The organism is Caballeronia jiangsuensis (genome assembly GCF_046030135.1).
Lineage (GTDB): Bacteria > Pseudomonadota > Gammaproteobacteria > Burkholderiales > Burkholderiaceae > Caballeronia > Caballeronia jiangsuensis.
The window spans coordinates 1-26,190 of record NZ_JAQQDB010000052.1 but is presented as its reverse complement, the minus strand read 5'-3'; the positions used below and the strand labels follow the sequence as shown (position 1 = coordinate 26,190).

Sequence of the window (26,190 nt, the reverse complement as noted above, 5' to 3'; positions counted from 1 at the left end):
ACGAGAGCGCAGCCGCGCTTTCGACGGAATTAACGGAGAAGGGCAATGGATAACGGTAATGGTACGAACAAATATGCACCGATGCCGGTGGCGTTCTTCGGCATCGGCGTCGGTGCACTCGCGCTCGCGGGCGCATGGCGCGCGGCGGCCCGCGTATGGACGATTCCCGAAGCGATCCCCGTGCTGTTGACGGCGAGTGCGCTCGTCGTGTGGCTCGCGGTTCTCGTCGCCTATGGACGCAAGTGGCTCGTCGAACGCGATGCGGCTGTCGCCGAGATGCGTCATCCGGTGCAGTCTTCGTTTGCGGCGCTCGTCCCGGTATCGATGATGCTCGCCGCGCAAGCCGTGCAGGCCTATTCGCGCGAGCTTGCCATCGCGCTCTTCGTGATCGGCGTAGTGAGTTCGCTCGCGCTCGGCGTGTATCTGCAAGGGCGATTCTGGCAAGGCGGACGCAAACCCGAACTCACCACGCCCGCAATCTACCTGCCGACGGTCGCGCCGAGCTTCGTCGCGGCAACGGCGGCGGCCGGTCTCGGCTTCACGCAACTCGGCATGTTGTTCTTCGGCGCGGGGGTGTTCTCGTGGCTCGCTATCGAATCGATCGTGCTGCATCGCGCGGCCGTGCATGAGCCGCTGCCCGAAGCGTTGCGCCCGAGCCTCGGCATTCAGCTCGCGCCGCCGGTCGTCGGAGGTGTGTCGTATCTCGCGATCACGCACGGCGTGCCGGACACGTTCGCCTACATGATGCTCGGCTATGGCCTCTATCAGGCGCTGATGCTGGCGCGTCTCATCCCGTGGATTCGTCAAAGCACCTTCACGCCTTCGTACTGGGCATTCAGCTTCGGCGCGGCAGCGTTGCCGACGATGGCGATCCGCATGGTCGAACGCGGCGCCACCGGACCGATGGCGTGGATCGCGCCGGTGGCGTTCGTCCTGGCGAACGTGGTGATCGGTTTGATGGTCGCGGGAACGGTGAGGGCGATCGTGCAAGGCAAGCTGCTGCCGGCCGTGAACGTGACAGCGCCGAAGGACAACGTGCTCTCCATCGAACGCCGTGCGGCAGCGGGCTCACGCTGAAGTCATGAGCCATCGGCGGGACTTCACAAGCTCAACACCTCGCCCGAACGCAACGCACGCAGCGAAACCCCCGGCAACGCGGCGCGCAGTTCTTCCAGAATCTGCGCGCCGTGCGGCGGTTTCAGATGCGAAATCAGCAACTCCGCCTTCAGTTCGACGCCGCGCACATCATCCGCGATAAGCCTCGGACAATAATGATGCGCCGCATGCGCCAGCGCGATCTGCGCATCGGGAAACGCGGTCTCGACGATCACATGACGCAATCCGGGCAACGCGCAGACCGCCGCCCAGAACTCGGGATTGGTCGTCGTATCCCCGCTGAAGGCGAGGCACGCTGTCTCCCCGCACACGGCAAAACCCACTGCCGGCACCGTATGCCGCGCAGGCAATGCCATCACGGTGCGCCCGTTCAACATCACGCGCTCGCCAGTCTCCAGCGCTTCGAAGCGCACCCCTGGCGCATCCGGCGAAGGAATGCGCGTGAAGTCCGGCCAGATCAGATTGTTGAAGATATGCGCCTGCAGGATGTCGAGCGTCGCGCGGCTCGCGTGAACGGTCAGCGGCCAGCGCCGCGCGTCGCCCACGGCGTCGATCATGAGCGGCAGATACGCGATGTGATCCAGATGCGAATGCGTGAGAAACACATGATCGATGCGCGCGAGTTCATCGTCGGTCAGGACGGCGACACCCGTGCCGGCGTCGATCAGAATGTCGTCATCGACGAGCAGCGCGGTCGTGCCGCCGGGATCGTCCGCCGCGTCCGGGCCAGTGCTGATCGCGCCGCTACAGCCGAGTACCCGAACATTCATGATGCGCCCCGCCTGATGGTTCATTTCGTATCGAATGCGCTTACGCAATCCCAGTCCTCGGGCAACGCGACGCCGCGCAGCGCATCGATGCGCTTGCGATAGATCGCATACACCTGCCGCTCAGGATACTGCGCCGCGAGCGTCGCGAGTAGGGTTTCCGCCTCATCCCACTCGCGCGCGCGATAGTGGCCGAGCGCCGCGTGCCAGCGCGCGAGCGCATCGGCGTGTTCGTGCGGCGGCCGCGGCTCGAACACCGCGATCGGCGCGACACGTCCCTTCACGCGCACGCGGTCGATCTCGCGGAACACGACATCCGGCACGCGTTCGCGCGTCGCCTCGCCGACGATGATGTCGATGTCGAAGCGCCGCGTGAGTCCTTCGAGCCGCGCCGCGACGTTCACCGCATCGCCCATCACCGTGTACGCCTTGCGCACGGACGAGCCCATGTCGCCGACCGTCATCGGCCCCGTATTGATGCCGATGCCGATCCACAATGTCGGCCAGCCGCGCGTGGTGAGCGTGCGGTTCAGTTCGATGAGCGCCTCGCGCATGCCGAGCGCCGCGGCGACCGCATTGCGCGCATGATCCGGATCGTCGACGGGCGCGCCCCAGAAGCCCATGATCGCATCGCCCATGTACTTGTCGAGCGTGCCGCGATGCGCGCGGATCACCTCGGTCATCGTGCCGAGATACTCGTTCATCAGTTGCGCGAGCGCTTCCGGCTCCAGCGTCTCGGCGATCGCGGTGAAGCCGAGCACGTCGCAGAAGAGCACGGTCAGTTCCGCGCGACGGCCCGCCATGCTGTAGTCCTCGGGATGACGGCTCATCTCCTCGACGAGTTCCGGCGGCACGTATTGCCCGAAGAGCGCGGCGAAATAACGCTTCGCGCGCGCCTCGACGAAATAGCCGTAGGACATGTTGAGCACGTAGAGCGCGAGCACCGTGAGCAGCAGCGACGCCACCGGAATCGACCAGCCGAGCCGCGCGAATGCAACGAGATCCGCCGCGACGATCGCCGCGAACAGCATCGCGCTGAAGAGCGTCGCGCGCGCGGGGATGTGCCACGGCCACAGAAAGATCATCGCGAGACCGGCGAGCACGAGCAGCGACGCCTGCAACGCGGCCGCGAACGGCGGCTCGAAGCGGATCGTGCCGTCGAGCATGCCGCCGATCAGGTTCGCGTTCACCTCGACGCCCGGGTACACCTCGCCGACGGGCGTCGTGCGCTGATCCATCAGGCCCGGCGCCGTGGTGCCGATGAGCGCGATCTTGCCCGCGAGCGCGCCCGCCGGAATGCGCTGCGCCAGCACGTCGGCGATGGAGTAGTACGGGAAGCTGCCGGTCGTGCCGCGATAGGGGACGAGCGCCGCGCCGTTCTCATCGACGGGAATGACGCGCGTGCCGCGCGGCGTCGCGAGCGCAAGGCCCGAAAGCGGCGCGGCAGGATCGGTCGGATCGTCGAAAACGGGTGTGACCGACGCGTCGCCGAACAGCGCGCGGAACACTTCGAGCGAGAGCGCGCCGTACACGCCGTCGCGAAACGCGGTGATGAGCGGCACGCGGCGCACGGAGCCATCGAAGTCGATCACCGGATTGAAATAACCCGCGCGCCGCGCCGAATTTTGCAGCGCGGGGAGATTGCCGCCATAGCTCGTCCAGTCGAACAGCGTGAGCGGATGCGTGCCGAACGCGCGCTCGCTCATCAGCGGCGCCGGAATCGCGCCGCTCGACGCATCCTGATTCGAGAAGTAATACCCGAGCACGACGGGATGGCCCGCAAGGGCATCGGCGAAGCGCTGGTCGTAGTTCAGGCGCGGCGCGAGCTGGTCGAGCGCCTGCCGGTAAGCGGCGTTATCGGCAAGCGGGCCGTGCGCGAGTTGGTCGAGCACGGCGAGGCCCGAGCTCGCGTCGGGTTCCGCGAACACCATGTCGAAGCCGAGCACGGCGATGCGCTCGCGCGAAAACAGCGTATCGACGAGCGACGCCATGCGCGCGCGATCCCACGGCCAGCGGCCGAGTTTCGCGAGACTTTTCTCGTCGATGTCGAGGATCGCGATGCGCGCGTCGGTCGTGCGCGGCATGAAGAGGCGCACCTTGGCGTCGTAGATCATCGCGGACAGGGAATCGATGAAGCGGATGTCGTAGCGCGCGAGCGCATGCCCCGCGAGCACGACGACGACGGCGAGCCCCAGCGCCCAGCGCGCGCCCGAGCGTCGCAGCACGAACGCGAGCGGCTCGCGCGCGCTCATTGCGCGGCCCGGATCTGCTCGTTCGCGGCGACGAGCCGCGCGGCCAGCACGCGCGCGACGAACTTGTGCATGCGCGCGGCGAGCGCGGGATCGTCGCTTTCCAGCCGCTTCAGCGTTGAGAGCGCGAGGCGCAGCACGACGGTCGGCTCATCGGCGACGACATCCGCGCTGCGCCGCGCGCCGGTGTACACGGCCATCTCGCCGACGATCGTGCCCGCGCCGAAGCTGCGCAGCCGCAACGTGCGTCCTTCGCCGACCGAGAGCGCCACCGTCACGCGTCCGGTTTCGACAAAGTAGATCGAATCGCCCGGATCGGCCTGCCGGAACACGTACTCGCCGGGCGCGAGCGCGAGCGTGTCGAGATGCGGGCGCAGCGCGTCGAGCGTGTCGGGCAAGGTCGATGCGAACCCGCCCGCGCGCGTCGCCTGCGACGGCTTCAGCGCGCGCAGCATCTGCGTTTCGATCCATTCGAGACCGTTGTCGAGGTCGGCGAATTCATGCGGGCCGCTCGCGCCTTTCGTATCGGTGATGCCTTTGGCGAACCACGCCTTCAACGCCGGCGAAAGGCCGGTCAGCACGAGTTGAGCGTTGGCGCGCGCGCACGCCTGGCGCAGCCGGACGAAGCTCGCCGTGCTCGACGCATCGACGCCATGCACGCGGGCAAAATCGACGAGCACGAAGCGTACGCCGGGGCGCGCGTCGGGGGCATCGGCGCTCGCTTCGAGGCGCGCGCGGATATGCGTGAGTATCGAATACGCGGTGCCGAAGAACAGAAAGCCCTGCAACGCGACGCCGTAGAGCGCGCGGGCCTCGCCATCGAGCGCGCGGCTTTCATCGACGGTGCGCTCGACGTTCGAGCGCCGCCCGCGTCCGTCGAACTCCAGGCGAAAGCAGTTCACGCGGCCATAGCGCACGACGAACAGCAGACACGCGGCGATCACGCCGAGCAGCACGCCCGCGACGATCCCGTACGCCTCGATGATCACCATGATCGCGGGAATCAGCAGATAGTCGTGCCACGGCAGGCGCCGAAACGAGTTGATGAGCCATTCGTTGAGCATCGCCGCGCCGATGAAAATCTGCAGCCCGACGAGCACGGGCTTCGGCAACAGCGCCATCAGGCTCGGAAAGCGCGCGACCACGACGAGGCAGAACAACGCCGCGAGCACGCCCGCGCGCCGGCCTCGGACGCCCAGACGCCAGTTGGTGACCGTGCGCGTCATCGACTGCGCGCCGACGAGTCCGCCCGCGAGCCCGGTCAGCACGTTCGCGATGCCGGCCACGCGCATCTCGCGATTGAAGTCGACATCGCGCGAGGCCGTCACGCCGATGCTCGTCGTGTTGAGCAACACCGTCATCGACGAGACCGCGGCGACGGCGAGAATCTCGGGCGCGCGCGAGACGAGCGTCGGCAGCCAGGCGTCGTGCAGCAGCGCGAACGGCAGGCGCATGCCGGTGATCGACTCGTAGTGAAACAGCAGGCCCATGCGGCGCGCGTCTTCCAGCGTCTTGCCGGAGCCGTGCAGCCCGCCGTAGAAGATGGCGATGCCGAGCGCGATCATCGACGGCAACACGATCACGTAGCGCGACAGCGGCGTGATGCGCGTGAGCACGAGCAGCCCGACGCCCACGACGAGCGCGGGCACGCTCGCGAGCCACGGCAGCGCCATGACGAGCCGCGGCGTCGCGGCGCCGACGGGCGTGTCGGTGAGCACGCGCAACGCGCCTTCGAGCAGCAGGAGGCCGGTGCCCGCGAGAAAGCCGCCGATCACTGGAAACGGGATGTACTGGATCGCGTTGCCGCGTTTCCAGTGCGCGAGCGCGAAGAGCAGCGCGCCCGTCGTCAGCGACGACACCGCGATCAGCAGCAGCACGGTGGCGAGCACGGCGTCATCGTCGCCGCCCGCGGCATGCACCGACAGCGCGACGGACGATGCCATGCCCGCGAGCAGCGCGGTCGCGTTCGAATCGGGGCCCGCGATCATGAAGGGCACCGAGCTCGTCAGCGCGACCACGAACGCGACGATCACGCAGCTCAAAAGCGCGGTCGGCATGCCGGCGGAAAGCCACGGTGTGAGGCCGGCCGAGAAGATCGTCGCGCCGTAACCGGCGGCGTAGGCGAGCGCGAGCAGCGCGGTCAGCACGCCCGCGAGAGCATCGACGCCGAACGCCGCGATGGCCGCGTGAACGCTCGATGCGCCCGCGCCCGGCGATGCGCGCATGAGTTTCGCGTCGCGGCTCGTGTTCTCGCTCATCGCCGGTCCCGCTAGCGGCACGCCGCCGACGGCACCACCGGCGTGACGCGCGACGCCGGGAGCACGCCGAACGGCGAGCGCGCATTGATGACGATCGTGCCTTCGCCCGCGCGCACGATCTGCCTGTCGACCTGATTGATCACGACGATCTGCCCGTCGTAGACGACGATCTGATCGCCCTTGCAATCCGCATTGGCGCCGGGTTCGAGGTTCGCGCAATCGGTGACGGAATACTCGGTGCCGCGTATGCCGATGGTCGAAGTCGGCGTCTTCACGCGATAGTTTTCCGGCTTGCCTTCTTTTGCAACGAGTCCATCGACGGCGCGCAATCCGCCTTTCACGAGCGACAGGAAACTGCGGTCTTCCTGCGGCGCGTTCGCCGCGTAGCGGAAATCGTCGACGCGGAAGACCGAGCCGGGTTTCAGATACACGCGCTGCTTGTCGGTGAAGATCATCACGATCTCGGACGAGACGCCGGTCTGCACGGTGTCGCCGTTTTCGATGTTGCCGCCCATCGCCGCGACGCGCTGCGCGCCATTCGCACCCTGAATCGCGACATTGCCGACGAGCGCGGTGATCGTCGCGACCGGCTCGGCCGACGCCGCGCGCGCGGTCATCGCCAGAAGGAGAAAGAGGAGGAGGTGTCGGGCGCGCATCATGGTCGGTCTCAAAAGGACTTCGTGAGCGCGACCCAGAAGCGGTTCGCGTGGCCCGTGCCGAGCGTCGGCGGGACGTAGCCGAGGGTGTGCGCGTACGACATCGACAGCAGAAACTCGTGCGGCGCAGTGAAAGTCGCACCGACGCCCAGTCCCGAAAGCCTCACGTGATTGCTGCCGGGCACGACCGGATGCGCGACGATCCTGCCGTCGGCGGTATCGACGAAACCCGCCAGCGTGACGAGCACCGGCACGAGCGATTGCCGGATTGTCTGCCGCACTTCGAAGGTCGCGATATACGCTTCGTCGACTGGCGCATCGCCGGTTGCATAGGCGCGCACCGCATAGGGCCCGCCGAGCGAAATCTGTTCGGACGAGTCGAGATTGCGCGAAGTCGTCTGGCCATTGAGCGAGAAATAGAGCTGCGTGCCGTTGGCCTGATTGCCGATCACCTGCGTGTGCGTCGCGGCGAAGACGAACTTCGTGAACGAGCCCGCGATCTGCGACGCGACCTGCGCCGGCTGCGGCGACTTGAAGCGCAGGTTGCCCTGCTGGATGCCCGTGTCGAAGGTCGTGATGCTCTTTTCGAGCGTGAGATTGCCCGATACGCCGAGCCTTCCGACGTCGCTGTTCTTGTCGCTGACGGAATCGAATGCGCCCAGATGATCCGACAGCAGCTTGTGGTCGAAGCCGAGCGTCGTGTACACGTTGGCCGCCGGCGAGCGCAGCAGCGGATAGCTTACGAACGTCGAGAAGACGTTTGCGCTGCCGTAGGCGTCGAGATCGTCGAACTGGCCGCCGACGGAATACGTCGAGCGCGTATAGCCGATGCCCCACGCGAGGCCGCTGCCGCCGACCGGCACCGTATAGCCGATGTTGCCGTAGAACTGCCCGGTGATCGAGCCGAGCAGCCGCGCGCCGAGCTGATCGCCGATGCCGAGCGGATTGTTCCATTGCAGCGCGCCGATGAGACGCGCGGTGCCGGTCGTCGCCTGGCCGTAGTTGTCGGCCTGCACGCTGCCCAACAGGGGCCGCGCCTTCGGCACCTGCAGCGTCATGTTCGACGTGCCGGGCAAAAGCCCCGGCGAGATCGTCGCGTTCGCGCCTGTCGTGCCGGCCGCGTCCTGCGCGAGCAGCGTGGCGCGGGTCAGCGCGTGCTCGTCGATCACGTCGCCCGGTTTGAGGCCGCCGAAGAAGCGCGCGATGACCGCATCGCGCGTGCGCGACTGGTTATCGATGTCGATGCGCCCGTAATGCCCCTCGCTCACCGCGATGCGCACGATGCCGTTGTCGATCTGCTGCGGCGGCACATAGGCCCGCGCCACCAGATAGCCGTGCCGGCGATAGAACGCGCTCACGCGATCCGCGGCGCTTTCGAGATCGTCGAGCGAACGGTCCGGGCCGATGAGCGGACGCACGGCGTCGAGCAACGCCTCAGCGGGAAAGAGCGTGTTGCCGGTGAACTCGAAGCCCTTCACCTCGAAGCGGATGCCGCCGGGCGCACCCGATGCGGGCGGCGGCCCGGGCGTGGGCGTCACGTTCAGACGCAGGTCTGAGGGCGGTAACGGCGCGGGCGATTGCTGCTGCTGTTCGCGCAGGATGCTGCCCGCATTCGGCAGCGCCTGGGCGTGCGCATCGCGCATGTCGCGCGCGCTCGCCGCGACGAGCGTCGCGAACAGCACGGCGAGCCGGCGGGAAGCGCCGCTGCGGCGTCGTTCGCGGGGCCCGAAGCGTTGCACGCGCCCGGGCTTCACATGCGGCATACGTGACCGGGCCATGCGTCGTCCGGCAGGCGGCTGCCGTCGCTCGTCGAATCGGTGCGCTGCTGCACGAGCGGCGCCGACTCCGGCTGAAGCCCGGGCGTCGCATTGTAAAGCGGCGCGGGATTGGCGGCGTCGGTGCGCACGGAATCGAGAATGCCGGGCACCGTCGCCGCCGTCGTGACGACGGTCCCGGGCGTTTCCGGCGTCACCGGCTGCACGGGCGTCACCGGCTGCACGGGTGGCGAGGGCGGTGTTACGGGCTGAGAGGGCGCGCCCGCGATCCGCAACGTGCCGCCTTGCGTCGTGATCTTGTAACCCGTGGGGCCGCCCGTCGCGGTGATGGTGATCGCGTAGGTGCCGATCGTGGCTCCCGGCGCCGCGCCCGTGCTCGTCACCGTGAACACGAAAGGCTCGTGGATCGCCGGGCTGTCGGCAAACGCGCCGCCGTAGTTCGCGCCGTTGTAGCGCAGCGCGATCGTGACGTCGTTCGGTCCGAGCGTGCGCGGGGTATCGAACGGCACGTCGAGATTGATCGCCGTCAGCGTGACCTGTTGCAGCGCATTGAACGCGAAGCGGTTGCCCGACGCCGATGCGGCGCGCGCATCGGCGCCGCCTGTGTATGCGTCGCCCCAGAGCGCGAGATTGGCGCTTTGCAGGCCGCCGAATGCGTCCGAATCGGGCGCGTCCGAGTACACGAGCCAGCGTCCGTTGGGCGCGGCGAGCGCCCGCGCGCCCGCGCGATTCACGAAGGTCGCGGCCGCGAGCGTGATGGCCGTACCGCTCGCGCGGCTCGCGACCGGTGCGGCGAGCGTGAGCGACGGCGCCGTGAGCGTCACAGCGCCGCTCGCCGAGACGCCCGTCAAACCCGCGACGTTGCCGATGGTGAGCGGCGCGCTATCGGCGAGGGCGATCGAACCGGCATTGGCGGCGAACGTGCCGATGCGATTGCCCACGTTCGTCAGTTGATAGACGCCCGCACCGCCTTGCAGCGCGACGTTGGCGGCTTCGATCGACGCGCGCTGCGTGGCGGTGCCGGCCGTCGTCATCGAGAGCGTACCGCGCGGCGCGCTGATGGACGCATCGAGCCGGATGCCGCTTTGCGCCGCGAGCGAAAGCATGTTCGCCCCGCGCCACGCGACGGGGCCGTCGATCAGCACGAAGCCGAACGGCGCGAAGCCGGGCGGCGACGCGGCGCTGATCGACACATTCGTCGATTCGAGCACGCGCGAAAGCGTCGCGCTCTGGATCGTGCCGAAGCGCCGTCCGATGTCATCGTCCGCGCCGACGAGCGCCGCGAAATCGCTCGCGATGCGCCACGTCCCGGTCTGCCCCGATGCCGCCGCCGTCGTGACCTGCGCGTCGGGCGCGACGCGCACCTGCGTGCCCGCCGTCTCGATGATGCCGCCGTTGCCGCCATTGGGCGCCGATGCGTCGAGCGTGCCGCCGACCTGCACGACGCCCGTATCCGCGACGAGCCGGATCACGCCGTTCTGGTTCACGGCGCTGCGCGCGCGGATGATGCCCGTGTTGTTCACGACGTTGTTGAAAAGCGCGTCCTCGGCGCTCGCGGCGAGCCACGCCTGACCGCCATCGGCCTGAATCAGCCCGTGATTGGCCGCGAGCGCATTGAGCGCGCCGCGCTCCACCGACAAGCCGATCATGCTGTGGTCGCCGAGCGTGACGGCGATGCGTTCGCCCGCCGCGAGCGCCGCGAAGCCGCCGGGCGAATCGATCGTGCCGGCGTTGATCGCGCGCGTGCCGATCAACGCGACATAGCCGCCGGGCGCGCTTTCGATCGTGCCGAGATTGACGACCGCGCCGCCGCCGCGATGGTGATGATGACGCTCGCCGCCGGCGAACGTGTAATGGCCGCTCATGAAGTCATTCGTCGACAGATCGAGCGACGAAGCGAGCAATCCTCCGACGTTCACCTGTGCGCCCGGCCCGAAGATCACGCCGTTCGGATTGACGATGAACACCTGCCCGTTAGCGTCGAGCCTGCCGAACAGCGCCGAAGGGCGCGGCCCGACGACGCGGTTGAGCGCGATCGCATTCGCGCCCGGCTGATTGAACGTGACCGATTCGCCGGGGCGCGTGCTGAACGAATTCCAGTCGATCGCGAGGCGGCCGCTGTTCTGCTGAATGGTCGTATTCGGACCCGCGCTCGTCACGGAGCCCGAACCCCCGACGACGCGCGCGCCGGTCAGCTCCGCGTGCGCATACGCGAAGGCCGCGCTCAGTAGCGTGGCGGAGCAAAAACGCAGCGCGGGGGACGCGGTGCTTGCGCGCAGAGCCTTGATCATGTCGGCAGACTCCTTTCTGTTGCGCTGCATCGTCGTCACGAAATGCAGGCGCACCATCAAGCAGTTTAGTGTTCCGAATCATGCATGCAACTACGCGTTTAGAGAATGTGCGCGGGCGTTGGCTGTGTGCGTTCGATTACGTACCTGATCACTTCATTTGTCTTAGGAATACGATGTATTTATATGACGTTCAGACCGGCTCGTTCGCGAGCGTGCCTTCGACGAATTCACGCAGAAACGCGACCCAGGTACGGATCTTCGCATCGAGATACTGACGGGATGCATACATCGCGTAGATCGTCATGCTCTGTAGTTCCCAGTCGGGCAACACGCGCACGAGCGCGCCGTTTTGCAGCCACGGGAGCGCCGCGAGCATCGGCAATGGAGCGATGCCGAGTCCGTTCGACAAGGCGACGGCGAGCGCATCGGCGGAATTGACGCGCAGGCGACCGGGTTCCAGTTCCACTTCGTGCTTGCCGCGCGGGCCTTCGAAGACCCATCGGTCGACCGGGAAGAAGGTCGTCACGAGTTGCAGGCACGCGTGATTCGTCAGGTCTTCGATGCGCTGCGGCGCGCCCGCGCGCTTCAGATAGCCGGGCGATGCGCATAGCACGCTCGGCATCGAGCAGATTTTCGTGGAAACGAGCGCGGAGTCGGGCAGGGTGGACGTGGTGACTTGCAGAAAGACATCGAAGCCTTCGTCGAGCATGTCGGGCACATGTTGCGAGAGCGTCAGCTCGACGCGCACCTGTGGATGTTCCTCCAGATAACGCGTGAGCGCGGGCACGACGTAGTGCTGGCCGAAGGTGATCGGCGCGTGCATGCGCAGCACGCCGCTCGGCGAAACCTGCGCGTCACCCGCTTCGGCCTCGGAGAGATCGACGAGTTCGAGCACTTCCTTGCAGCGGGTGAGATAGCGGTTGCCGGCATCGGTGAGCGCCACGCGCCGCGTCGTGCGGTTCAGAAGACGCGTGCGCAAGTGCGTTTCGAGTTCGGTGACCGCGCGCGATGCCTGCGCGGTCGTAATGTCCATTTGCTGCGCCGCGACAGTGAAGCTCGCCGCCTCCGCCACGCGCGCAAAAATTCTCATGCTCCGCAGTAAGTCCATCGGCCCGGCATCCGTTTGACGAAGCCGGAACTATCCCACGGCGGCGCAAGAGCGCGCAACCGGCGCGGACGATGGGTGCCGGCTCGATATAAGCACATCCGTTTCAGGATTCACATCTGTTACAGCGCTTGTAACTCAGCGGGCAAGCGGCGCGGCTACGATGGATTCATGGCTGCATGCGAGTTCAGGAGCGCATCGCAGTCTTGGCGATGGCTTTATCTGAAGAGGACGAAATGAACATCAAGGGCTTGGTCGGGATTGGAATTGCGTTGTCGGCGGGCCTCGCTTGCGAAGCCGCGATGGCGGGCGTGAGCGTCGGCGTCAATCTCGGCGTGCCGGTGGCGCCGGTTTATGCCGCGCCGGTTTATGTCGCGCCTGCGCCCGTCTATGAAGCGCCTCCGCCACCTCCGCCGGTCGTGTATCAGCCGGCGCCGGTCGTCGTCGCGCCCGCGCCCGCCATCGTCGTCGGCTGGCATGGCGACAGGTACTGGGACGGTTACCGCTACTGGGGACGCCGCGACTGGTACGCGCATCACGGCGCCTACGGCTATCGCCACTGGTAAGCGGAGAACGAACGGGAGCGGGGCATCATCATGAAAACTTCATCTCGAACTCGAATCAGGGCGCTGATCGTGCCCGTCGCGCTGGTGCTGGCGGCCGGTCTCGGCGGCTGCGTGTATGCGCCGCCTTATGGCTACGCGCCCGCGCCTGCATACGGCTACGCACCTGCCTATGGGTATGCGTATGGGCCGGGGTATTACGCGGCGCCGTCGGTGTCGCTCGGTATCGGCTTTTCCGGAGGCGGCGGGCACTGGCACGGACGTTGAGGCCAGCTTGAAACGAAGTGGAACGGCCGTTGCTGCGCTTTCTCCGACTCTTCAGGAGATAAGCGCAACATGGCTGAGCAAACCGTAACGCTTCAGGCGCATAGCGCGCGCTGCGAGCACTTCATGCTGCCGCCGAATGGCTGGGTGCCGAACAATTCACGCTTGCCGGTGCTCGTGTGGCGCGGCGCGATCGATCCCAAAGCCTCCGACTGCGCCGCGCGTTTCGAAGTGCTGTTCGCGCAAAACGGCTGGCCGCCGCAATGGCGCGACGGCGTCTTCGACTATCACCATTTCCACTCGACCGCGCATGAGGCGCTCGGCATCGCTTCCGGCGATGCCGAGCTGATCCTCGGCGGCCCGCACGGCCGTGTGATCGCAGTCAGCGCGGGCGATGTCCTCATTCTGCCCGCCGGCACCGGCCATTGCCTGCTGACGGCAGGCCGCCGCTTCCAGGTCATCGGCGCGTATCCGCCCGGTCAGCAATGGGATATCCGCCGCGACGCGATCAGCGAAGCAGAGCGTATCGCGATGGAAGCGCTTCCGTTCCCGAAAAGCGATCCGGTCGCCGGAGAAGACGGCCCGCTCGCGCGTCACTGGCGCTGAACCGCTCAGGCTTTGCTTTCCTTCGCGCACTGCGTCCGGCGCGCGCTGAACAACGGCACGCGCTTGACGACGCCTGTCGCGAGCGCGGTGCCGACGAGCACGATCGCGCAAGCCACCGCCATCCCCACCGATACACGTTCCGCGAGAAACAGCGCACCCCACAGAATCCCGAAGATCGGAATCAGAAAGGTCACCGTGATCGCGCGGGCAGGGCCGACCACCGCGATGAGATGGAAGAACATCATGTAGGCCACGCCGGTGCACGCGACGCCCAGTCCGAGCACCGCGCCCCATGCGTGCGGCGATACTACGCCCGAGGGCCAGAAGAAGAGCGCGAACGGCAGGAGCACGAGCGTCGCGGCGCTCATCGTGCCGGCGGCGACCGTCAGCGAATCGACGCCCATCAGATGCTTCTTCGTATAGCTCGCGGCGACGCCGTAACTGGCGGATGCGGCGAGCGCGGCCAGCGCTGCGAGGGCAGTGGTCATCGGCGAGACGGGAACGGCGCTCGCATCGTGCATGAACATCTGGTTCCAGACGAGCGCGAGCACCCCGGCGAAACCGATCGCGAGTCCGGCAACGCGCATGCCGGTCAACCGGTCGCTGAGCCACAGGTACGCAACGAGCGCGCCCCAGAGCGGCGTCGTCGCGTTGATGACGGACGTCACGCCCGCCGACAACGTCAGCTCCGCATACGCGAAAAGACAGAACGGCGCGGCGGAGTTGAGCACGCCCACGACGATGAGCGGCCACGCGCGCTCGCGCATCGTCGAGAACGCCTGTCGCGCCTTGCCGCGCAATGCGAGCATCAGAAGCAGGAACAGCGCGCCGATGCCCACGCGCAACGCCATCAGCGGCGCGACGCCGAGATCGGTCACGCCGACGCGGATGAACAGGAACGAGCCGCCCCACAACGCGGCGAGGATGAACAGTTGAGCGAGATTGACGGGATTCATGGCGGGCTTCGCAGAAGGAGTAGGAGGGCGAAGCCATCGTATCGGCGTGCGGCAGGCCGACGTTTCGGCCCGGCGTGAAACGAAAGATGCAGCGTTATCGGCGCGGCTCGTGCTCGCCGCTTCTTTCGGGACGCTCGCCCGGCTTCGCTCTACGCCAAGGATCGTAAGCGTGTGCGCACGCGCGGACAAACGAGCAATTCTCACCGCTTTGTGAGAAAAATTGTCATGGGCGGCGGGGCGTGCCGGGCCGCCGGCGCGCGGGTTGCCGGCGCGTGGATTCGGTGCGACTCTTGCATCATTGGAAGATGGATGAAGGTTTTGCAGCGCGATGGACGCGGTCAACTGGAGAAAAGCCATGGACAATGCAAACGGCAGCGCATCCACGATTCAATCGATGCAAACGGACGATCCGCCGCTCGCGCGCCGCACGGTGACGAGCGCGATGGAAGCGGCCCTCGCGCCGGGCATGGCGCACGGGCAGGCCGCGAGCGTGACGCCGCTCACGCCGGGCGCGGCGCACAGGCCGGCGATGTATGCGCCGTATCACGTGCACGGCAGCGTGCTTGAAGGCGGCGACAGTCCGTCGGTGCTCGCGCAACCGGCCGCCACGACGTCCGTAGGGCAGGGCAGCCAGTACCATCCGTCGCGGCCGGCGCCGCGGCGCGCGCGCGACATGCTGACGGGGGCGCAGGATGTCGTCGCGACGCGATATCGGCAGGCGAGGGAAGGCACCGATGACTACGTGCACGACAACCCCTGGAAGTCGATCGCGCTGGCGGCGGTCGGCGGCCTGATCGTTGGACTGCTGGCCGCGCGCTGAAGAACCGGCGGCCGACGTAACCGCGTGTAAGCAGACGTCAGGCGGGCCTCAACCTTGCTGTATCAAAGGTACCGACACGGCTCCTCGCCGTGCCGGGCCGACATGGAAGAACGATCGTACGATCTTTGCAACGAGCGGTGCGAAATATTCAATCCGCTGACCATGGCGCTCGCGGGTCCACGACGTGTGTTGATCGTGCATTCGGAATCGAACGTCGGCGATTCTTTCGCGCTTCTGCTCGCGATGCGCGGCTTCGAGGCCGTGCAGATCGGCGACGCGCTCGGTGTCCTGCAGTTTCTGCGCAAATGGCGGCCGCAAGTGCTGTTCGTCGATACGCTCATCGGCGAACTTCACGATCATGCGCTCGCGCGCACGCTGCGCGATACGCTGATGCTGGATCGGCTGGAAGGCGAAGTGGAGATGTTCATCGCGCTTGCCGCCGATGCCGGACGCGACCCGCGCGACACGCTCCACGCAGCCGGCTATGACGGCTTTTGCAGAACGCCGTGTCCGGTGTGGTGGATGTTCGATGTATTGAAATGTTTCTATGCACAGTGACGCAGGCGGCCAGCCGATGAGCCGCCGCCCGCCGCGCTGTCTCAGACCGCCCGGGAAGCCTTGAAATCGCTGGTTTCCAGCTCGACCGACTGGCCGTGGTTGCGCTCCAGCGTACGCCGGGCCGCGTCTTCTATTTGCACGCGTCCTCCTTCGAACGCGGAGAGGAGATCGTGCGACGACGTCCCGCTGTTGCCGAAGTGATCGTTGAGCGCATCGAGGGAGACGCTGCACCACACTTCGCGGCCGTCCACCCTGGCCTCGAAAGCGACACGCGCTGCCGCCACGACATGACGCCGCCCGCTGAACTCTATCGTCATCCTTATCACCTCCTGTTATCCGATCGGAACACGTTAAGCGCGATCATCGCGGGAAGCGAAACTGCGCGGCCCGCGATGGCGATGCCCTCGACTGCGCGCGGCCTTGCGCGCCGCACACCGTCGTCTTGCATGATACGCCCGCGATGCGCGAGACGTTCGAGACGGTGACTTTGCAATGGCCGTGCCCGGGCGTGCGGCGTAAAGGAGCCTAGCGGCAGCAGAGGCAACCGCCCCGATGAGACATGCCGTAGCTGCCGGCTTCGGCCGCGCCGTCGCCGGATGCGCTCGCGCCGCCCACGCTCGGTGCGCCGATCGTCACGCGCGCGGCCGTCGCGCCGCATTGCGGACACGCCGCGGGTTCGTCACGTTCGGCGATGCGGCGGACGGCTTCGAATGCGCCGCAATCCGCGCAATCGTAATCGTAGACAGGCATGACGTTTCCACTCGAAGAAAGATCGCTGATGCGCTCAGTTTAGCAAGGGTTTCGGTTCGCGCCGCGATGCGCCGTGGCACCGCCATTGCTGCAATGGAAGCGGGATCCATCGCTCAGGAGGTCATTCTCATGAATCGCAATGCAAAGCTGCGCACGGCGCTCGCCGCGGCGCTCATCGCGACGCTGCCGCTCGGCGCGCTCGCACAAACCGAAGCGGCCAGCTCGACCATGGCCAACGATCTGCCGCCCGTCGACAAGGCTTTCGTGCAGGCGGCATCGTCGGCGGGATCGACCGAAATCGACGCCGCCAAGCTCGCCACGAAGCAATCGCAGGACAAGGATGTGAAAAGCTTCGCGCATCACATGATGGTCGATCACACCAAACTCGCGATGCAATTGAAGATGGCCGCGCCGCACGGCGTCACGGTGCCGATGAGCAACTCGGACACGTCGGCGCTCGATTCGCTCAAGGCGCTGCACGGCAAGGACTTCGATACCGCGTACATCCAGAAGCTGGGCGTGCAGGGGCATGAAGAGGCCGTGCAGGTATTCCAGAAGGAAGCGACGGAAGGCCAGAACGCCAAGCTCAAGCAGGCCGCGCAAAAGGCGCTGCCGACGATTCAGCAGCACCTGAAGATGGCGCAGGAACTCGCCGCGAAGAAGGGCGTGCAGTAAGACGACGACGTGCCGCGCGTGTCATGCGCGCGGCGTCGTGAAATCAGCGCGCCTTGCGCAGCATGCGCAGGCGCGCTTCTTCGAGAGACTCGAACTTGCTGTCGGCTTCGTCGTAGATCGACACCTTGCCGCGTCCGATGTCGTACACCCAGCCCTGCACCTGCAGCTTGTTGAGCGCGAGCCTCCCGGCGACCGCCGGATGCGTGCGCAGATGCGTCAGTTGCAGGCGGATGTTTTCCTCGACCATCGCCTGGACGATGCGCTCTTCTTCCAGCTTTCGCGCCATCACCACGCTGCGCGCCGCTTCGGCATTGCGCAGCCATGCATGCACGGTAGGCATTTCATCGGCGATGGTCGCGCCCGACGCGAGACCCTTCATCGCGCCGCAGTCCGAATGCCCGCAAATCACGATCTGTCGCACGTTGAGCGCGAGCACCGCATATTCGACGACCGCCGACACGCCGCCGAGCATCTCGCCGTAAGCCGGCACGATATTGCCGATGTTGCGGCACACGAAGAGCTCGCCGGGGCGCGTCTGCGTGATCATTTCCGGCGAAACGCGGGAATCGGCGCAAGTGATGAATAGTGTGTGCGGCGCCTGCTGGCGCGCGAGGCTCTTGAACAGCGCTTCGCTGTCGGGAAACACGTGACGGTTGAAATCGTCGGCGCCTTGAAGCAGGTACAGGAGATCGGGCGTTTCGGCGCCGCCGCGTTCTTCGCTCATCGATTTATCGGGCATCGTGGGGCCTTTGGTGTGCGGTTGCGGCGCACGCCACGCGCGCCGCCTCAAACCGAGAGCTTGCGGGGTTTTGAGATGGATCGCAAGTGTGTGTCGCCGGATGCCGCCTGAGCGTTTGCCTCGCTGCCGCGCAAACGCTCGTTCGTTTTTACGCACTGATGCCGCCGCTTACTTCGGTTTTCCCGAACCGAAGCGCTCAAAATCTCGCATTTTTCCATCGCGATCCTTCCGTTAGATTGTCTCTCATTGAAAGCAATCAGAAAGGAATCGACATGAAATGCCCCGTGTGTCCCGACACAGAACTGCTGATGACCGTGCGCGAGGGCATCGAGATCGACTATTGCCCGCAATGCCGCGGCGTGTGGCTCGATCGCGGCGAGCTCGATCAGATCATCCGGCGCGCGTCGCAGGTGTCGCTTGCCGAAGCACAGGCGGGCGGACGCGACGAATGGCACGAGCGCGGCCACGATCGCGAGCACCGCACGCCTCGCCACGACGGTTACCACTACGGCGATCAGCGCGGCAAACGCGAGCACGCGCGTCGCAAGAAATCGTTTCTCGGCGATCTCTTCGATTTCGATTGAAGGTGAAAGGGGCGGGCGCATCGGCAGGCTTTTCAAAAGCGACGGACAACAGCAACGGAGAACGGCAAATGGCAACGGTCAAGCAAGTGCTGAAGGCGAAAAGCGACACGACGATTCATACCATCGACGCGGAAGCGAGCGTGTACGAAGCGGTCGCGCTGATGTCGAAGGCGGAAGTGGGCGCGCTCGTCGTCATGGTGGGAGACGCGGTGTGCGGCATCGTCACCGAGCGCGACTATGCGCGCAAGGTGATCATGCAGGACAAGGCCTCACGGACGACGACGGTATGCGAAATCATGACCGCGCCCGTGATGGCCGTAAGCCTCAGAACGAGCGCCGACGAATGCATGACCCTGATGACGCAGCAACGCATCCGTCATCTGCCGGTGATCGAGGGCGGAAGGCTCGTCGGCATGATTTCGATCGGCGATATGGTGCGACATCTGATCGAAGAACAGCAGTTCGCCATCGATCAACTGGAAAGTTACGTGCGCGGCCCGGGCCACGACATGCCGACTTGCGCGCTCACGCGGCGCAGCGCGATTCCGCAGACGCTCGCGGCGCGCTTTGCATAGCGCCTCTGTGTGTCGGATCTTCAGCGCATGTCCGAGGCGAGGTGCTGTTGCAGCTTGCGCACGACATCGGCCCAATCGCCGAGTCGGCGGGCGCGTACGAGTTGCATCGTCGGATACCACGGCGTGCGATGCGGATCGCGCTCGTAGCGCCATTCGGCCACCTGATTGAGGAACAGATAGCAGCGCTTGCCGAGCGCACCCGCGATGTGAGACAAGCCGCCGTCGTTGCCGACGAACGCGTCGAGTCTGTCGATGATGGCGACGCTCTGCGCGAGCGTCATGTCGGGCAGCGTCGTGAAGCGTTCGGGATCGTTCGCGCGCGGGTCGTTCAGCCAGCGCTTGCGCTCGAAGCCGCGCTGCATGATGACCCAGTGAATGTCGTTCGTGCCGTCGAAGAGCGGCGCGAGATGGGGCAGGGTGAGACTGCGATTGGCGAAATTGTTCGACGATTCGCACGACGACCAGAAGATGCCGACGCAGCGTCGTCCGCCCGCGCGCCGGCGAATTTCATCGACGAAGGCATCGGCGAGATCGGCATCGGCCGGCTCGATGTAGCGCGTCGAGGGCGCGTAGCCGAGCACCGGAAAGAGCGAAGTGAAGAGGGCGAAGGGATCGGTCCACAGCGCGCCATCGGGCGCCACGACGAAGCCCGCGGCGCGCATGGCCTCGGCGTCTCTTTGCTGTTCGTCCGCGGGCATCGCGAGGCGATAGTTGAGATCGGAGCCGTCGGCGTACGCGATCTGCACGCCCAGCGCCTGAAGCGCCGCGGCGTAGCGCACCCAGTTGACCTGGTCTCCGTGGCCCGACGCGATCGATGTCAGCGTCATATGCGCGGGCAACACGCGCTCCCCGCACCAATAGTGCTCGACATCGACATGCGGAAACAGCACGCGCCGCGACTCCCGCGACGACCAGTATCGGTGCATCAATTCGACGCCGCTGGCGATGCCGTTCAGACGCATCGCGCTGCGCCCCTGATGATGGCCGAGCACGTATGCCGAATGCTCGGCGACGCCTTCCGCGCTCAACTGGAGGACGCGCTCGTCTTCGCCGAGATAGTGCCAGCCGTAGACGCGCCACAAGAACGCGCCGATCGGCACTGTGGAAGCCTTGTGCGCGTAGTACTCGATCATGGCGAGCGCGACTTCCTTGAGGCCGAGATGAGCGCATACGTCGCTCAGACAATGCATCTGATATGCGAAGCGGTCCGATTCGCGCGTGAGCCGGCAGCAGATCTCGAGCGCCTCTTTGAACTCGCCGCCCCGCAAATGCGTGACCGCTCGCCAATGCCAGTATTCCGCAAGGTGTTGATCCTCCGTGGCGCGTTCGTCGAGGAAGCGAAAGCATTCGTCGATCTCGCCCGCGTAGAGTCTGGCGGAAAGCTGCGCGTCGTATTGGTCGATCATGGGAGAAGCGTCGATTCAAAGGTGCCGGATTATTGCGCGCTCGAATGTGTGGTCGCGTGGGGATCGTGCTGTTCTCACAAAAATTTCAGAATATTGATCAATGTTTTAATAAATCGACAATATTCGAAATTATCGCGGCGAGTTTGATTCGATTATAGGCGTCGGAAAGGAGGGCATTTATCAAAAGGAAGTGTGAAAGAAGCGCTAATTCGTTCGGGAGAGCGCTGACCTCCGATATTCTCTTCTCCTAAGTATCCTGGCGAGCGGGCGAGACACGTAATGGTATGTCGAATATCGATCGGAATCACTGAGTGCACATTGTATTCCCGTAACGGGGCTCGGACTGTCAGCGATATCGAAGGGCGTCGCGCGATTGAAGATGCATCATCGAATGACCTTTCCAGTCGGGACGCCGATGATGTGCGTCAGCTCTTAAACCGGGTAGGCGGCAGCGGCTCCTTCAGCGGTCCTGAGTCAACTGAAGGACGCGGTGGCCCGCGGCGACATTGTGGTCGTGTCGACTTCACGACAGCAATCAGGCGGCGGAGGCAGTTCGGCGCAGAGTGTCCGGCCCCGCTATGCGACGGTGACTCCATCGCAGCTTTTCGGCAGGGTTCGTCAGGCAGCAGCGAGGAGCTATTTCGAGCGGGCTGCTCCATCGTGGGCGAAACTCTCGGCTGACGATGGGCCGGCGATTTTCAGGGCAAATCCCGGCGATGTGCTGCCGGACGGCAGGATCGCCACCGCGCTGAAATGCGGTTCTGTTAGCGCCAATCCATTGGCAATGAGGTTCGGTGATGTCGGCACGCCGCTCGGCGATGCGTCGCCGTTCGAATACGAGTCGAAGATCGGGGACGAGTGCTTCGATCTCGCGGGCATGAGCCAAATGAACGGCGACCCCTTCTCATGGATCGACAGCGGCCCAAATGAAAAGAAGCAGTGGCGAATGTTCGGAGGTGATGGATCGGCGGCCGTAGACATCGACTTCGACTCGCATCACGGGCAACCTAATCCGCATGCGCATAACTGGGATGGCCTCAAGCGCGATCAAGGCTGGCCCGTATCCATCTTTCCCCGGTGAGGCATCCTTTGACCAACATTCGAAAATCGCTTGAATCGTTCGATTTCTTTCATGATTGGCACGTAGACGCCATCGCGCTGCACAGCGATGAAGATGCGGACTGTCCTGACACGCTTGTTCTGACCTTGAGGCTTGTCAATCGCCGTGTGGTCGTCACGTTCCACGGCATGACGCGCTTGGGCATCGATGGGGGTGGCACCGTCAACATCGTGCTGTCGCTTGAACCTGTGCAACCTGATACCGAGACAGAACGCCTGGCCGCGAAGCTGTTCAAGAACTCGCTGAAGGGCTCACGGGTTGCCGACAATACGGTCATCCTTTATCCGACAGCTGGTTTCGCGATCGCAGTGGAATTCGACACGCTTACTGTCGAACCCGACGGGTTGGTACAGCGAGAATGACCTCCTTTTTTTTGTTGCGAGAGGTTCGACGCGGCGAACCGCTTGGCGATGGCGCGCCGCTCGAGTATGTCGAGATTGCTCGAGTTGGCGGCGCTTTCGATCTTGCATCGCGAGCTTCGAAGAGGCCCAACACAGGCGATCCGGGCCAGCAGTATCCAGATACCAGATTTGCAGGGGATTTTGATGGTTAAAGGTGAAGTGGCATTCGTGAGCTTTTACGACAGCGACACGGGCCAAGTGAGGTTCTGCATTGTTCCGCGTTCGCGCGTACAGGCTGCGATCGACAACGCGCTCGTGATGAACATTCCACCCAGCGCGCCCGATGATAGTCGTGAGCCACTTACAGATGAAGACGCGAGGAAGCTCGGCGGTATGGTTCTCTTGTGTCACGGAAAACAGCATCCAGCGCTCCGCGAAAGGTTGCAATTTCTAGGGGCTGAATCAGTCAGCTGGACCTCTGCCGATCGACCGGAGCCTTGATCACCTTGATGCGTTCGAGTCCGTGCATAGTCGCCGTGATAAAACCACGCTCGTTCATGGTGGAGCCCCTTGAAGACGCTTGCGCTCAGCGTGCGCCTTCAAGGGGCAAAACCGGACATTTCTAATGAGCTCAAACCCGACATTACAACTTAGCCGTAACACGAAAAAAGTTGATAATTTATCTTATGTTAAATCAGCAATGCACCCAAACCGATCCTCCAACCGACCCACCCATCACCCCATCTCCCCAGCCCGCTCCAACAAAAACTCCCGCTCCCGAGCATTCTTCGTCAGCGCCGCGGCGCGCTCGAACTCCGCGCGTGCCTCGTCCTTGCGCCCGAGCTTCGCCAGCAAATCGGCGCGCACACTCGGCAGCCAGTGATAGTTCTTGAGCGCGGGCGTTCCGGAAAGCGCATCGACGATCGGCAGCGCCGCGTCCGGCCCATACGCCATGCTCACCGCGACCGCGCGATTCAGTTCGACCACCGGCGTCGGCGCGGTCTGCATCAGCGCATCGTAGAGCGCGACGATCATCGGCCAGTCGGTATCCGCGGCGGTCGGCGCGCGCGCGTGGCATGCCGCGAGCGCCGCCTGCAGCGCGTAGACGCCGCGCGCACCGCCGAGCGCTTCCGAGCGTTTCAGCGCCGTGAGCCCGCGCCGGATCAGAAGCGGATCCCAGCGGCTGCGGTCCTGATCCGGCAAGAGCACCGGCCGGCCTTCGCGATCGACACGCGCCTTCGTTCTCGACGCCTGAATCTCCATCAGCGCGACGAGCCCGTGCACCTCGCTCTCGTCCGGCGTCAGTTCGGCGAGGATGCGCCCGAGCCTGAGCGCGTCTTCGCACAGTCCCGGACGCATCCAGTCGTCGCCGGCGGTCGCCGAATAGCCTTCGTTGAAAATCAGATAGATGACCTGGAGCACAGAGCCGAGCCGCGCAACGCGCGCGTCGGCCTTGGGCACCTCGAAGGGCACGCGGGCCGCCGACAACGTGCGCTTCGCCCGCACGATGCGCTGCGCGATCGTCGGCTCCGGCACGAGAAACGCGCGCGCGATCTCGTCGGTCGTGAGTCCGCCGATCAGGCGCAGCGTCAGCGCGGCGCGCGCATCGACGGACAGCACCGGATGACAGGCCGTGAAAATGAGCCGCAGCAAATCGTCGCCGATGTCGTCTTCACGCGCGGCGTCGAGCGCATCGACGAAATCGGGCGTGATGTGCGCTTCCTGCGCGTCGAGATCACGTCCGTACTCCTCGTGCTTGCGCGCGTGCAGCGCGTGCTGCCGCAGACGGTCGAGCGCCTTGTTCTTCGCTGTCGTCATGAGCCACGCTCCCGGCTTTTCGGGCACGCCCACGCCCGGTTGGCTCCAGTGCTCCAGCGCGGCGACGAACGCGTCCTGCGCCAGTTCCTCGGCGAGCGCGACATCGCGCACCACGCGCGCCACGCTCGCAATCACCTTCGCGGACTCGATGCGCCACACCGCGTCGATGGCGCGCCGGGCCGCATCGTCCGCCGCGCCCTGCGCGTTCCCGCGCCCGCTCACGCCGCTTCCGGATTCATGTGCACGAGTTCCCAGATATGGCCGTCGAGATCCTCGAAGCCGTGGCCGTACATGAAGCCGTGATCCTGCGGCTCGCGCGGCGCGCGCCCGCCCGCCGCGACGGCCTTCGCGACCAGTTCGTCGACTTCCGCCCTGCTCTCGCAAGACAGGCACACGAGCGTCTCGGTGCTCGCGTGGGCGTCGGCGATCGGCTTCTCCGTGAAGGTCTGAAAGAATTTTTCGACGAGCAGCATCGCGTAGATGTTTTCGCCGATGACGAGGCACGCGGCGTCGTCGTTCGTGAATGCCGGGTCGAAATTCAGGCCCAACTCCTTGAAGAAGGTCATCGAGCGCTTGAGATCGCGAACCGGAAGGTTCACGAAGATCTGCTTGTGCATGGCGGAGGTCTCCAGGGTGAATCGTTACGCGTGATACATGCACGACGATCCGCGCGCGTGAAAATCGACACGAACCTCACGCATAGCAAGGTCCGACCTTGCGGACTTCGATGGTGCACCACTTCGCCGCGGGGCATTCGGCAGCAATCGCCACGGCTTGCGCGTGTGTTTCGCAATCGATCAGGAAAAAGCCGCCGATCATTTCCTTGGCTTCGGCGAACGGTCCGTCGATCACGCGGGTATCGCCTTGAGCGCTCGTCACGCGCGCCGCATCCTTCATCGATGTCAGCGATTCCACCGCGCGCAGCACGCCGCGCGTCTTCAGCGTATCGGCGAACTCAGCCATCTGCCGGTACGCCTCACGCCCCTCTTCCTCCGTGCGCTGACCGCGCTGTTCGACGGGTTCCATCACGAGTAGCAGATAAGCCACGACGAGTCTCCGAAAGGTTTTGATGGCGTTCAAGTTAAACCGTCACGCGCGCGTCGGCAAGGGTCTGTCGGACAGCGTCTTCGCATCGCGTGCTTATCTCGATATTGACAAGCCCCATTGCGCCACACGATACTGCGACACATGCACGCAGCCCTCATTCTCTCCATCGCCGCGATTAAAAACCGAGTGAACGCCATCCGTGGCGGGTCATCGGGACAGCGTGTGCGCTAGCGAGACAGCAAGCAAACAGATTCCGAAGGCCCCGCCGCAAGACGGGGCCTTCTTGTTTTTGCGTGCAAGGTTCCGTCTTCGGCTCACATCATGGAGAGCAGAGATGGAAGAGGTATCGCAGGTTTTCGCGTGTCATGGCGTCGGTCACGGCGTGGCGTCGGGTCGCCTCGCTGCATCGGGCGCGCGCGTCGTGGTCCATGTCGAAGTGCATCCGCATCAGGTGGTGTCGTGGCGGCTCACGCGCGATGCCGAGTTGCGCATCAGCGGCGCATCCGCGTGTTCGCTCTGGCTCACGCGTCATCGCGATCCGTACGACTACTGGATGAAGCCCGGCGATGTCGTGCGCCTGTCGCGCGGCGAGCGCGTATGGCTCATGTCGGAGAGCGATCAGGCTTTCGAGGTATCGCTCACGTCGTATCGCGTGGCTGCGCGCGGGTTCCTGTCGCGCTGGCTTGCGAAGCGCTGGCCGCGCATCGCGGATCGGCACGTGAACGCGCTTTGATGATGCGACCGCTCAAGGCTCGACGCAGCGAAAGTTCGCGGCGACGTTGATGCTGCCCTTGCCGAGATAACGCGGGTAGTCCGGATAACGGCAGATGGGTCGCGTGCGTCCGTTGGTGGCGGGCGCGATATCGCTGCCGACGAGCGTTTCCGGCGCGACGCCGCGGCTTACCCATTCGTCGAGCGCGCCGAGTTCGTCCCACGCGGGAATGAACACGCCGTTGCCATGCTGAAAACCCGGCACCATGTAGAGCCGCATGAACGATTCGACGGTGTCCTTTCCATATCGATCGATGAGCCCGCGATAGAACGCGATCGTCTGGTTCGGGCTGATGACTTCGTCGGCGAGGCCGTGCATCGCGATGAGCTTGCCGCCGTGGGGGGGGGGGGGGGGGGGGTGGGGGGGGCCGCCCCCCCAG

General features: G+C 65.2%; 28 protein-coding genes. 12 read left to right on the top strand and 16 right to left on the bottom strand.

Annotated elements, in window-relative coordinates:
• Positions 1-45 precede the first annotated feature (45 nt).
• Positions 46-1,077 (top strand): dicarboxylate transporter/tellurite-resistance protein TehA, encoded by a 1,032-nt coding sequence (tehA, locus tag PQR08_RS34180; RefSeq protein WP_250483619.1) that lies wholly within the window; start codon positions 46-48, stop codon positions 1,075-1,077.
• Between the two features lie 23 nt (positions 1,078-1,100).
• Here the strand turns inward: tehA and PQR08_RS34175 are convergent, their stop codons facing one another.
• The 7 genes from PQR08_RS34175 to PQR08_RS34145 all read right to left on the bottom strand — a co-directional run bounded on the left by PQR08_RS34175 (position 1,101) and on the right by PQR08_RS34145 (position 12,220).
• Positions 1,101-1,886 (bottom strand): 3',5'-cyclic-nucleotide phosphodiesterase, encoded by a 786-nt coding sequence (locus tag PQR08_RS34175; protein ID WP_250483618.1) that lies wholly within the window; start codon positions 1,884-1,886, stop codon positions 1,101-1,103.
• Between the two features lie 20 nt (positions 1,887-1,906).
• Positions 1,907-4,135, bottom strand: coding sequence for a CHASE2 domain-containing protein (locus PQR08_RS34170; protein ID WP_250483617.1), 2,229 nt, complete (start codon positions 4,133-4,135; stop codon positions 1,907-1,909).
• Entirely contained in the window at positions 4,132-6,390 is a 2,259-nt protein-coding gene (locus tag PQR08_RS34165) for an SLC26A/SulP transporter family protein (RefSeq protein WP_250483616.1), read from the bottom strand. Before PQR08_RS34165 ends, PQR08_RS34170 begins: the two co-directional genes overlap by 4 nt.
• Positions 6,391-6,401: 11 nt before the next feature.
• Positions 6,402-7,049: a FecR family protein gene (locus PQR08_RS34160; RefSeq protein ID WP_250483615.1), complete on the bottom strand. Its 648-nt coding sequence runs from the start codon at positions 7,047-7,049 to the stop codon at positions 6,402-6,404.
• Positions 7,050-7,057: 8 nt separating this feature from the next.
• Positions 7,058-8,824: a ShlB/FhaC/HecB family hemolysin secretion/activation protein gene (locus PQR08_RS34155; RefSeq protein WP_238217778.1), complete on the bottom strand. Its 1,767-nt coding sequence runs from the start codon at positions 8,822-8,824 to the stop codon at positions 7,058-7,060.
• The gene (locus tag PQR08_RS34150) at positions 8,797-11,112 is read right to left on the bottom strand and encodes a two-partner secretion domain-containing protein (RefSeq protein ID WP_250483614.1); all 2,316 of its coding nucleotides are present in this window, start codon (positions 11,110-11,112) and stop codon (positions 8,797-8,799) included. Before PQR08_RS34150 ends, PQR08_RS34155 begins: the two co-directional genes overlap by 28 nt.
• A 190-nt stretch (positions 11,113-11,302) precedes the next feature.
• Positions 11,303-12,220: a LysR family transcriptional regulator gene (locus PQR08_RS34145; protein WP_238217781.1), complete on the bottom strand. Its 918-nt coding sequence runs from the start codon at positions 12,218-12,220 to the stop codon at positions 11,303-11,305.
• 233 nt (positions 12,221-12,453) lie between these two features.
• On the opposite strand from PQR08_RS34145, the gene PQR08_RS34140 reads away from it, so the two are divergent.
• From PQR08_RS34140 to PQR08_RS34130, 3 genes are all read left to right on the top strand, one after another.
• Positions 12,454-12,783 (top strand): hypothetical protein, encoded by a 330-nt coding sequence (locus tag PQR08_RS34140; RefSeq protein ID WP_250483632.1) that lies wholly within the window; start codon positions 12,454-12,456, stop codon positions 12,781-12,783.
• Between the two features lie 30 nt (positions 12,784-12,813).
• On the top strand, positions 12,814-13,047 hold the full coding sequence (locus tag PQR08_RS34135) for a hypothetical protein (RefSeq protein ID WP_250483613.1): 234 nt from the start codon (positions 12,814-12,816) through the stop codon (positions 13,045-13,047).
• A 69-nt stretch (positions 13,048-13,116) separates the two neighbouring features.
• Complete coding sequence (locus tag PQR08_RS34130; RefSeq protein ID WP_250483612.1) at positions 13,117-13,650, top strand: cupin; 534 nt, start codon at positions 13,117-13,119, stop codon at positions 13,648-13,650.
• Between the two features lie 5 nt (positions 13,651-13,655).
• Here the strand turns inward: PQR08_RS34130 and PQR08_RS34125 are convergent, their stop codons facing one another.
• Positions 13,656-14,606, bottom strand: coding sequence for a DMT family transporter (locus PQR08_RS34125; RefSeq protein ID WP_250483611.1), 951 nt, complete (start codon positions 14,604-14,606; stop codon positions 13,656-13,658).
• A gap of 355 nt (positions 14,607-14,961) precedes the next feature.
• On the opposite strand from PQR08_RS34125, the gene PQR08_RS34120 reads away from it, so the two are divergent.
• Together PQR08_RS34120 and PQR08_RS34115 are read left to right on the top strand one after the other, a co-directional pair.
• A complete protein-coding gene (locus tag PQR08_RS34120; protein WP_250483610.1) occupies positions 14,962-15,426 on the top strand; it encodes an ElaB/YgaM/YqjD family protein in 465 nt (154 codons plus the stop codon).
• Positions 15,427-15,528: 102 nt separating this feature from the next.
• A complete protein-coding gene (locus PQR08_RS34115) occupies positions 15,529-15,984 on the top strand; it encodes a response regulator (protein ID WP_187604729.1) in 456 nt (151 codons plus the stop codon).
• A 41-nt stretch (positions 15,985-16,025) separates the two neighbouring features.
• Here PQR08_RS34115 and PQR08_RS34110 read toward each other — a convergent pair whose 3' ends face one another.
• Positions 16,026-16,301, bottom strand: coding sequence for a DUF1488 family protein (locus PQR08_RS34110; RefSeq protein ID WP_029672455.1), 276 nt, complete (start codon positions 16,299-16,301; stop codon positions 16,026-16,028).
• A gap of 208 nt (positions 16,302-16,509) precedes the next feature.
• On the bottom strand, positions 16,510-16,734 hold the full coding sequence (locus PQR08_RS34105) for an FmdB family zinc ribbon protein (RefSeq protein WP_187604730.1): 225 nt from the start codon (positions 16,732-16,734) through the stop codon (positions 16,510-16,512).
• A gap of 129 nt (positions 16,735-16,863) precedes the next feature.
• Here PQR08_RS34105 and PQR08_RS34100 point away from each other — a divergent pair, with 129 nt between their 5' ends.
• Positions 16,864-17,409 (top strand): DUF4142 domain-containing protein, encoded by a 546-nt coding sequence (locus tag PQR08_RS34100; RefSeq protein ID WP_035498932.1) that lies wholly within the window; start codon positions 16,864-16,866, stop codon positions 17,407-17,409.
• A gap of 43 nt (positions 17,410-17,452) precedes the next feature.
• Here the strand turns inward: PQR08_RS34100 and PQR08_RS34095 are convergent, their stop codons facing one another.
• Positions 17,453-18,133: a carbonic anhydrase gene (locus PQR08_RS34095; protein WP_238217790.1), complete on the bottom strand. Its 681-nt coding sequence runs from the start codon at positions 18,131-18,133 to the stop codon at positions 17,453-17,455.
• Between the two features lie 287 nt (positions 18,134-18,420).
• Between PQR08_RS34095 and PQR08_RS34090 the strand changes: the two genes are divergently transcribed.
• Entirely contained in the window at positions 18,421-18,732 is a 312-nt protein-coding gene (locus PQR08_RS34090; protein ID WP_250483609.1) for a TFIIB-type zinc ribbon-containing protein, read from the top strand.
• Between the two features lie 68 nt (positions 18,733-18,800).
• The gene (locus PQR08_RS34085) at positions 18,801-19,307 is read left to right on the top strand and encodes a CBS domain-containing protein (RefSeq protein ID WP_238295269.1); all 507 of its coding nucleotides are present in this window, start codon (positions 18,801-18,803) and stop codon (positions 19,305-19,307) included.
• 20 nt (positions 19,308-19,327) lie between these two features.
• Here the strand turns inward: PQR08_RS34085 and PQR08_RS34080 are convergent, their stop codons facing one another.
• Positions 19,328-20,713: a glycosyltransferase family 9 protein gene (locus PQR08_RS34080; RefSeq protein ID WP_250483608.1), complete on the bottom strand. Its 1,386-nt coding sequence runs from the start codon at positions 20,711-20,713 to the stop codon at positions 19,328-19,330.
• A gap of 490 nt (positions 20,714-21,203) precedes the next feature.
• Here PQR08_RS34080 and PQR08_RS34075 point away from each other — a divergent pair, with 490 nt between their 5' ends.
• Positions 21,204-21,794 carry a M14 family metallopeptidase gene (locus PQR08_RS34075; protein ID WP_250483607.1) on the top strand — a complete coding sequence of 197 codons (591 nt, stop codon included), beginning with the start codon at positions 21,204-21,206 and terminating at the stop codon, positions 21,792-21,794.
• Positions 21,795-21,802: 8 nt separating this feature from the next.
• Positions 21,803-22,195, top strand: coding sequence for a hypothetical protein (locus tag PQR08_RS34070; RefSeq protein WP_250483606.1), 393 nt, complete (start codon positions 21,803-21,805; stop codon positions 22,193-22,195).
• A gap of 714 nt (positions 22,196-22,909) precedes the next feature.
• On the opposite strand, the gene PQR08_RS34065 is transcribed toward PQR08_RS34070, so the two are convergent.
• From PQR08_RS34065 to PQR08_RS34055, 3 genes are all read right to left on the bottom strand, one after another.
• Complete coding sequence (locus PQR08_RS34065) at positions 22,910-24,214, bottom strand: RNA polymerase sigma factor (RefSeq protein WP_250483604.1); 1,305 nt, start codon at positions 24,212-24,214, stop codon at positions 22,910-22,912.
• Positions 24,211-24,609, bottom strand: a complete 399-nt coding sequence (locus PQR08_RS34060; RefSeq protein ID WP_187604737.1) for a VOC family protein — start codon at positions 24,607-24,609, stop codon at positions 24,211-24,213. Before PQR08_RS34060 ends, PQR08_RS34065 begins: the two co-directional genes overlap by 4 nt.
• A gap of 76 nt (positions 24,610-24,685) precedes the next feature.
• Positions 24,686-25,039, bottom strand: coding sequence for a YciI family protein (locus PQR08_RS34055; RefSeq protein ID WP_035498620.1), 354 nt, complete (start codon positions 25,037-25,039; stop codon positions 24,686-24,688).
• A gap of 334 nt (positions 25,040-25,373) precedes the next feature.
• On the opposite strand from PQR08_RS34055, the gene PQR08_RS34050 reads away from it, so the two are divergent.
• A complete protein-coding gene (locus PQR08_RS34050; RefSeq protein WP_250483603.1) occupies positions 25,374-25,772 on the top strand; it encodes a DUF2917 domain-containing protein in 399 nt (132 codons plus the stop codon).
• A 12-nt stretch (positions 25,773-25,784) separates the two neighbouring features.
• On the opposite strand, the gene PQR08_RS34045 is transcribed toward PQR08_RS34050, so the two are convergent.
• The coding region (locus PQR08_RS34045; RefSeq protein ID WP_408163810.1) for a tannase/feruloyl esterase family alpha/beta hydrolase at positions 25,785-26,190 on the bottom strand (406 nt) is incomplete at its 5' end.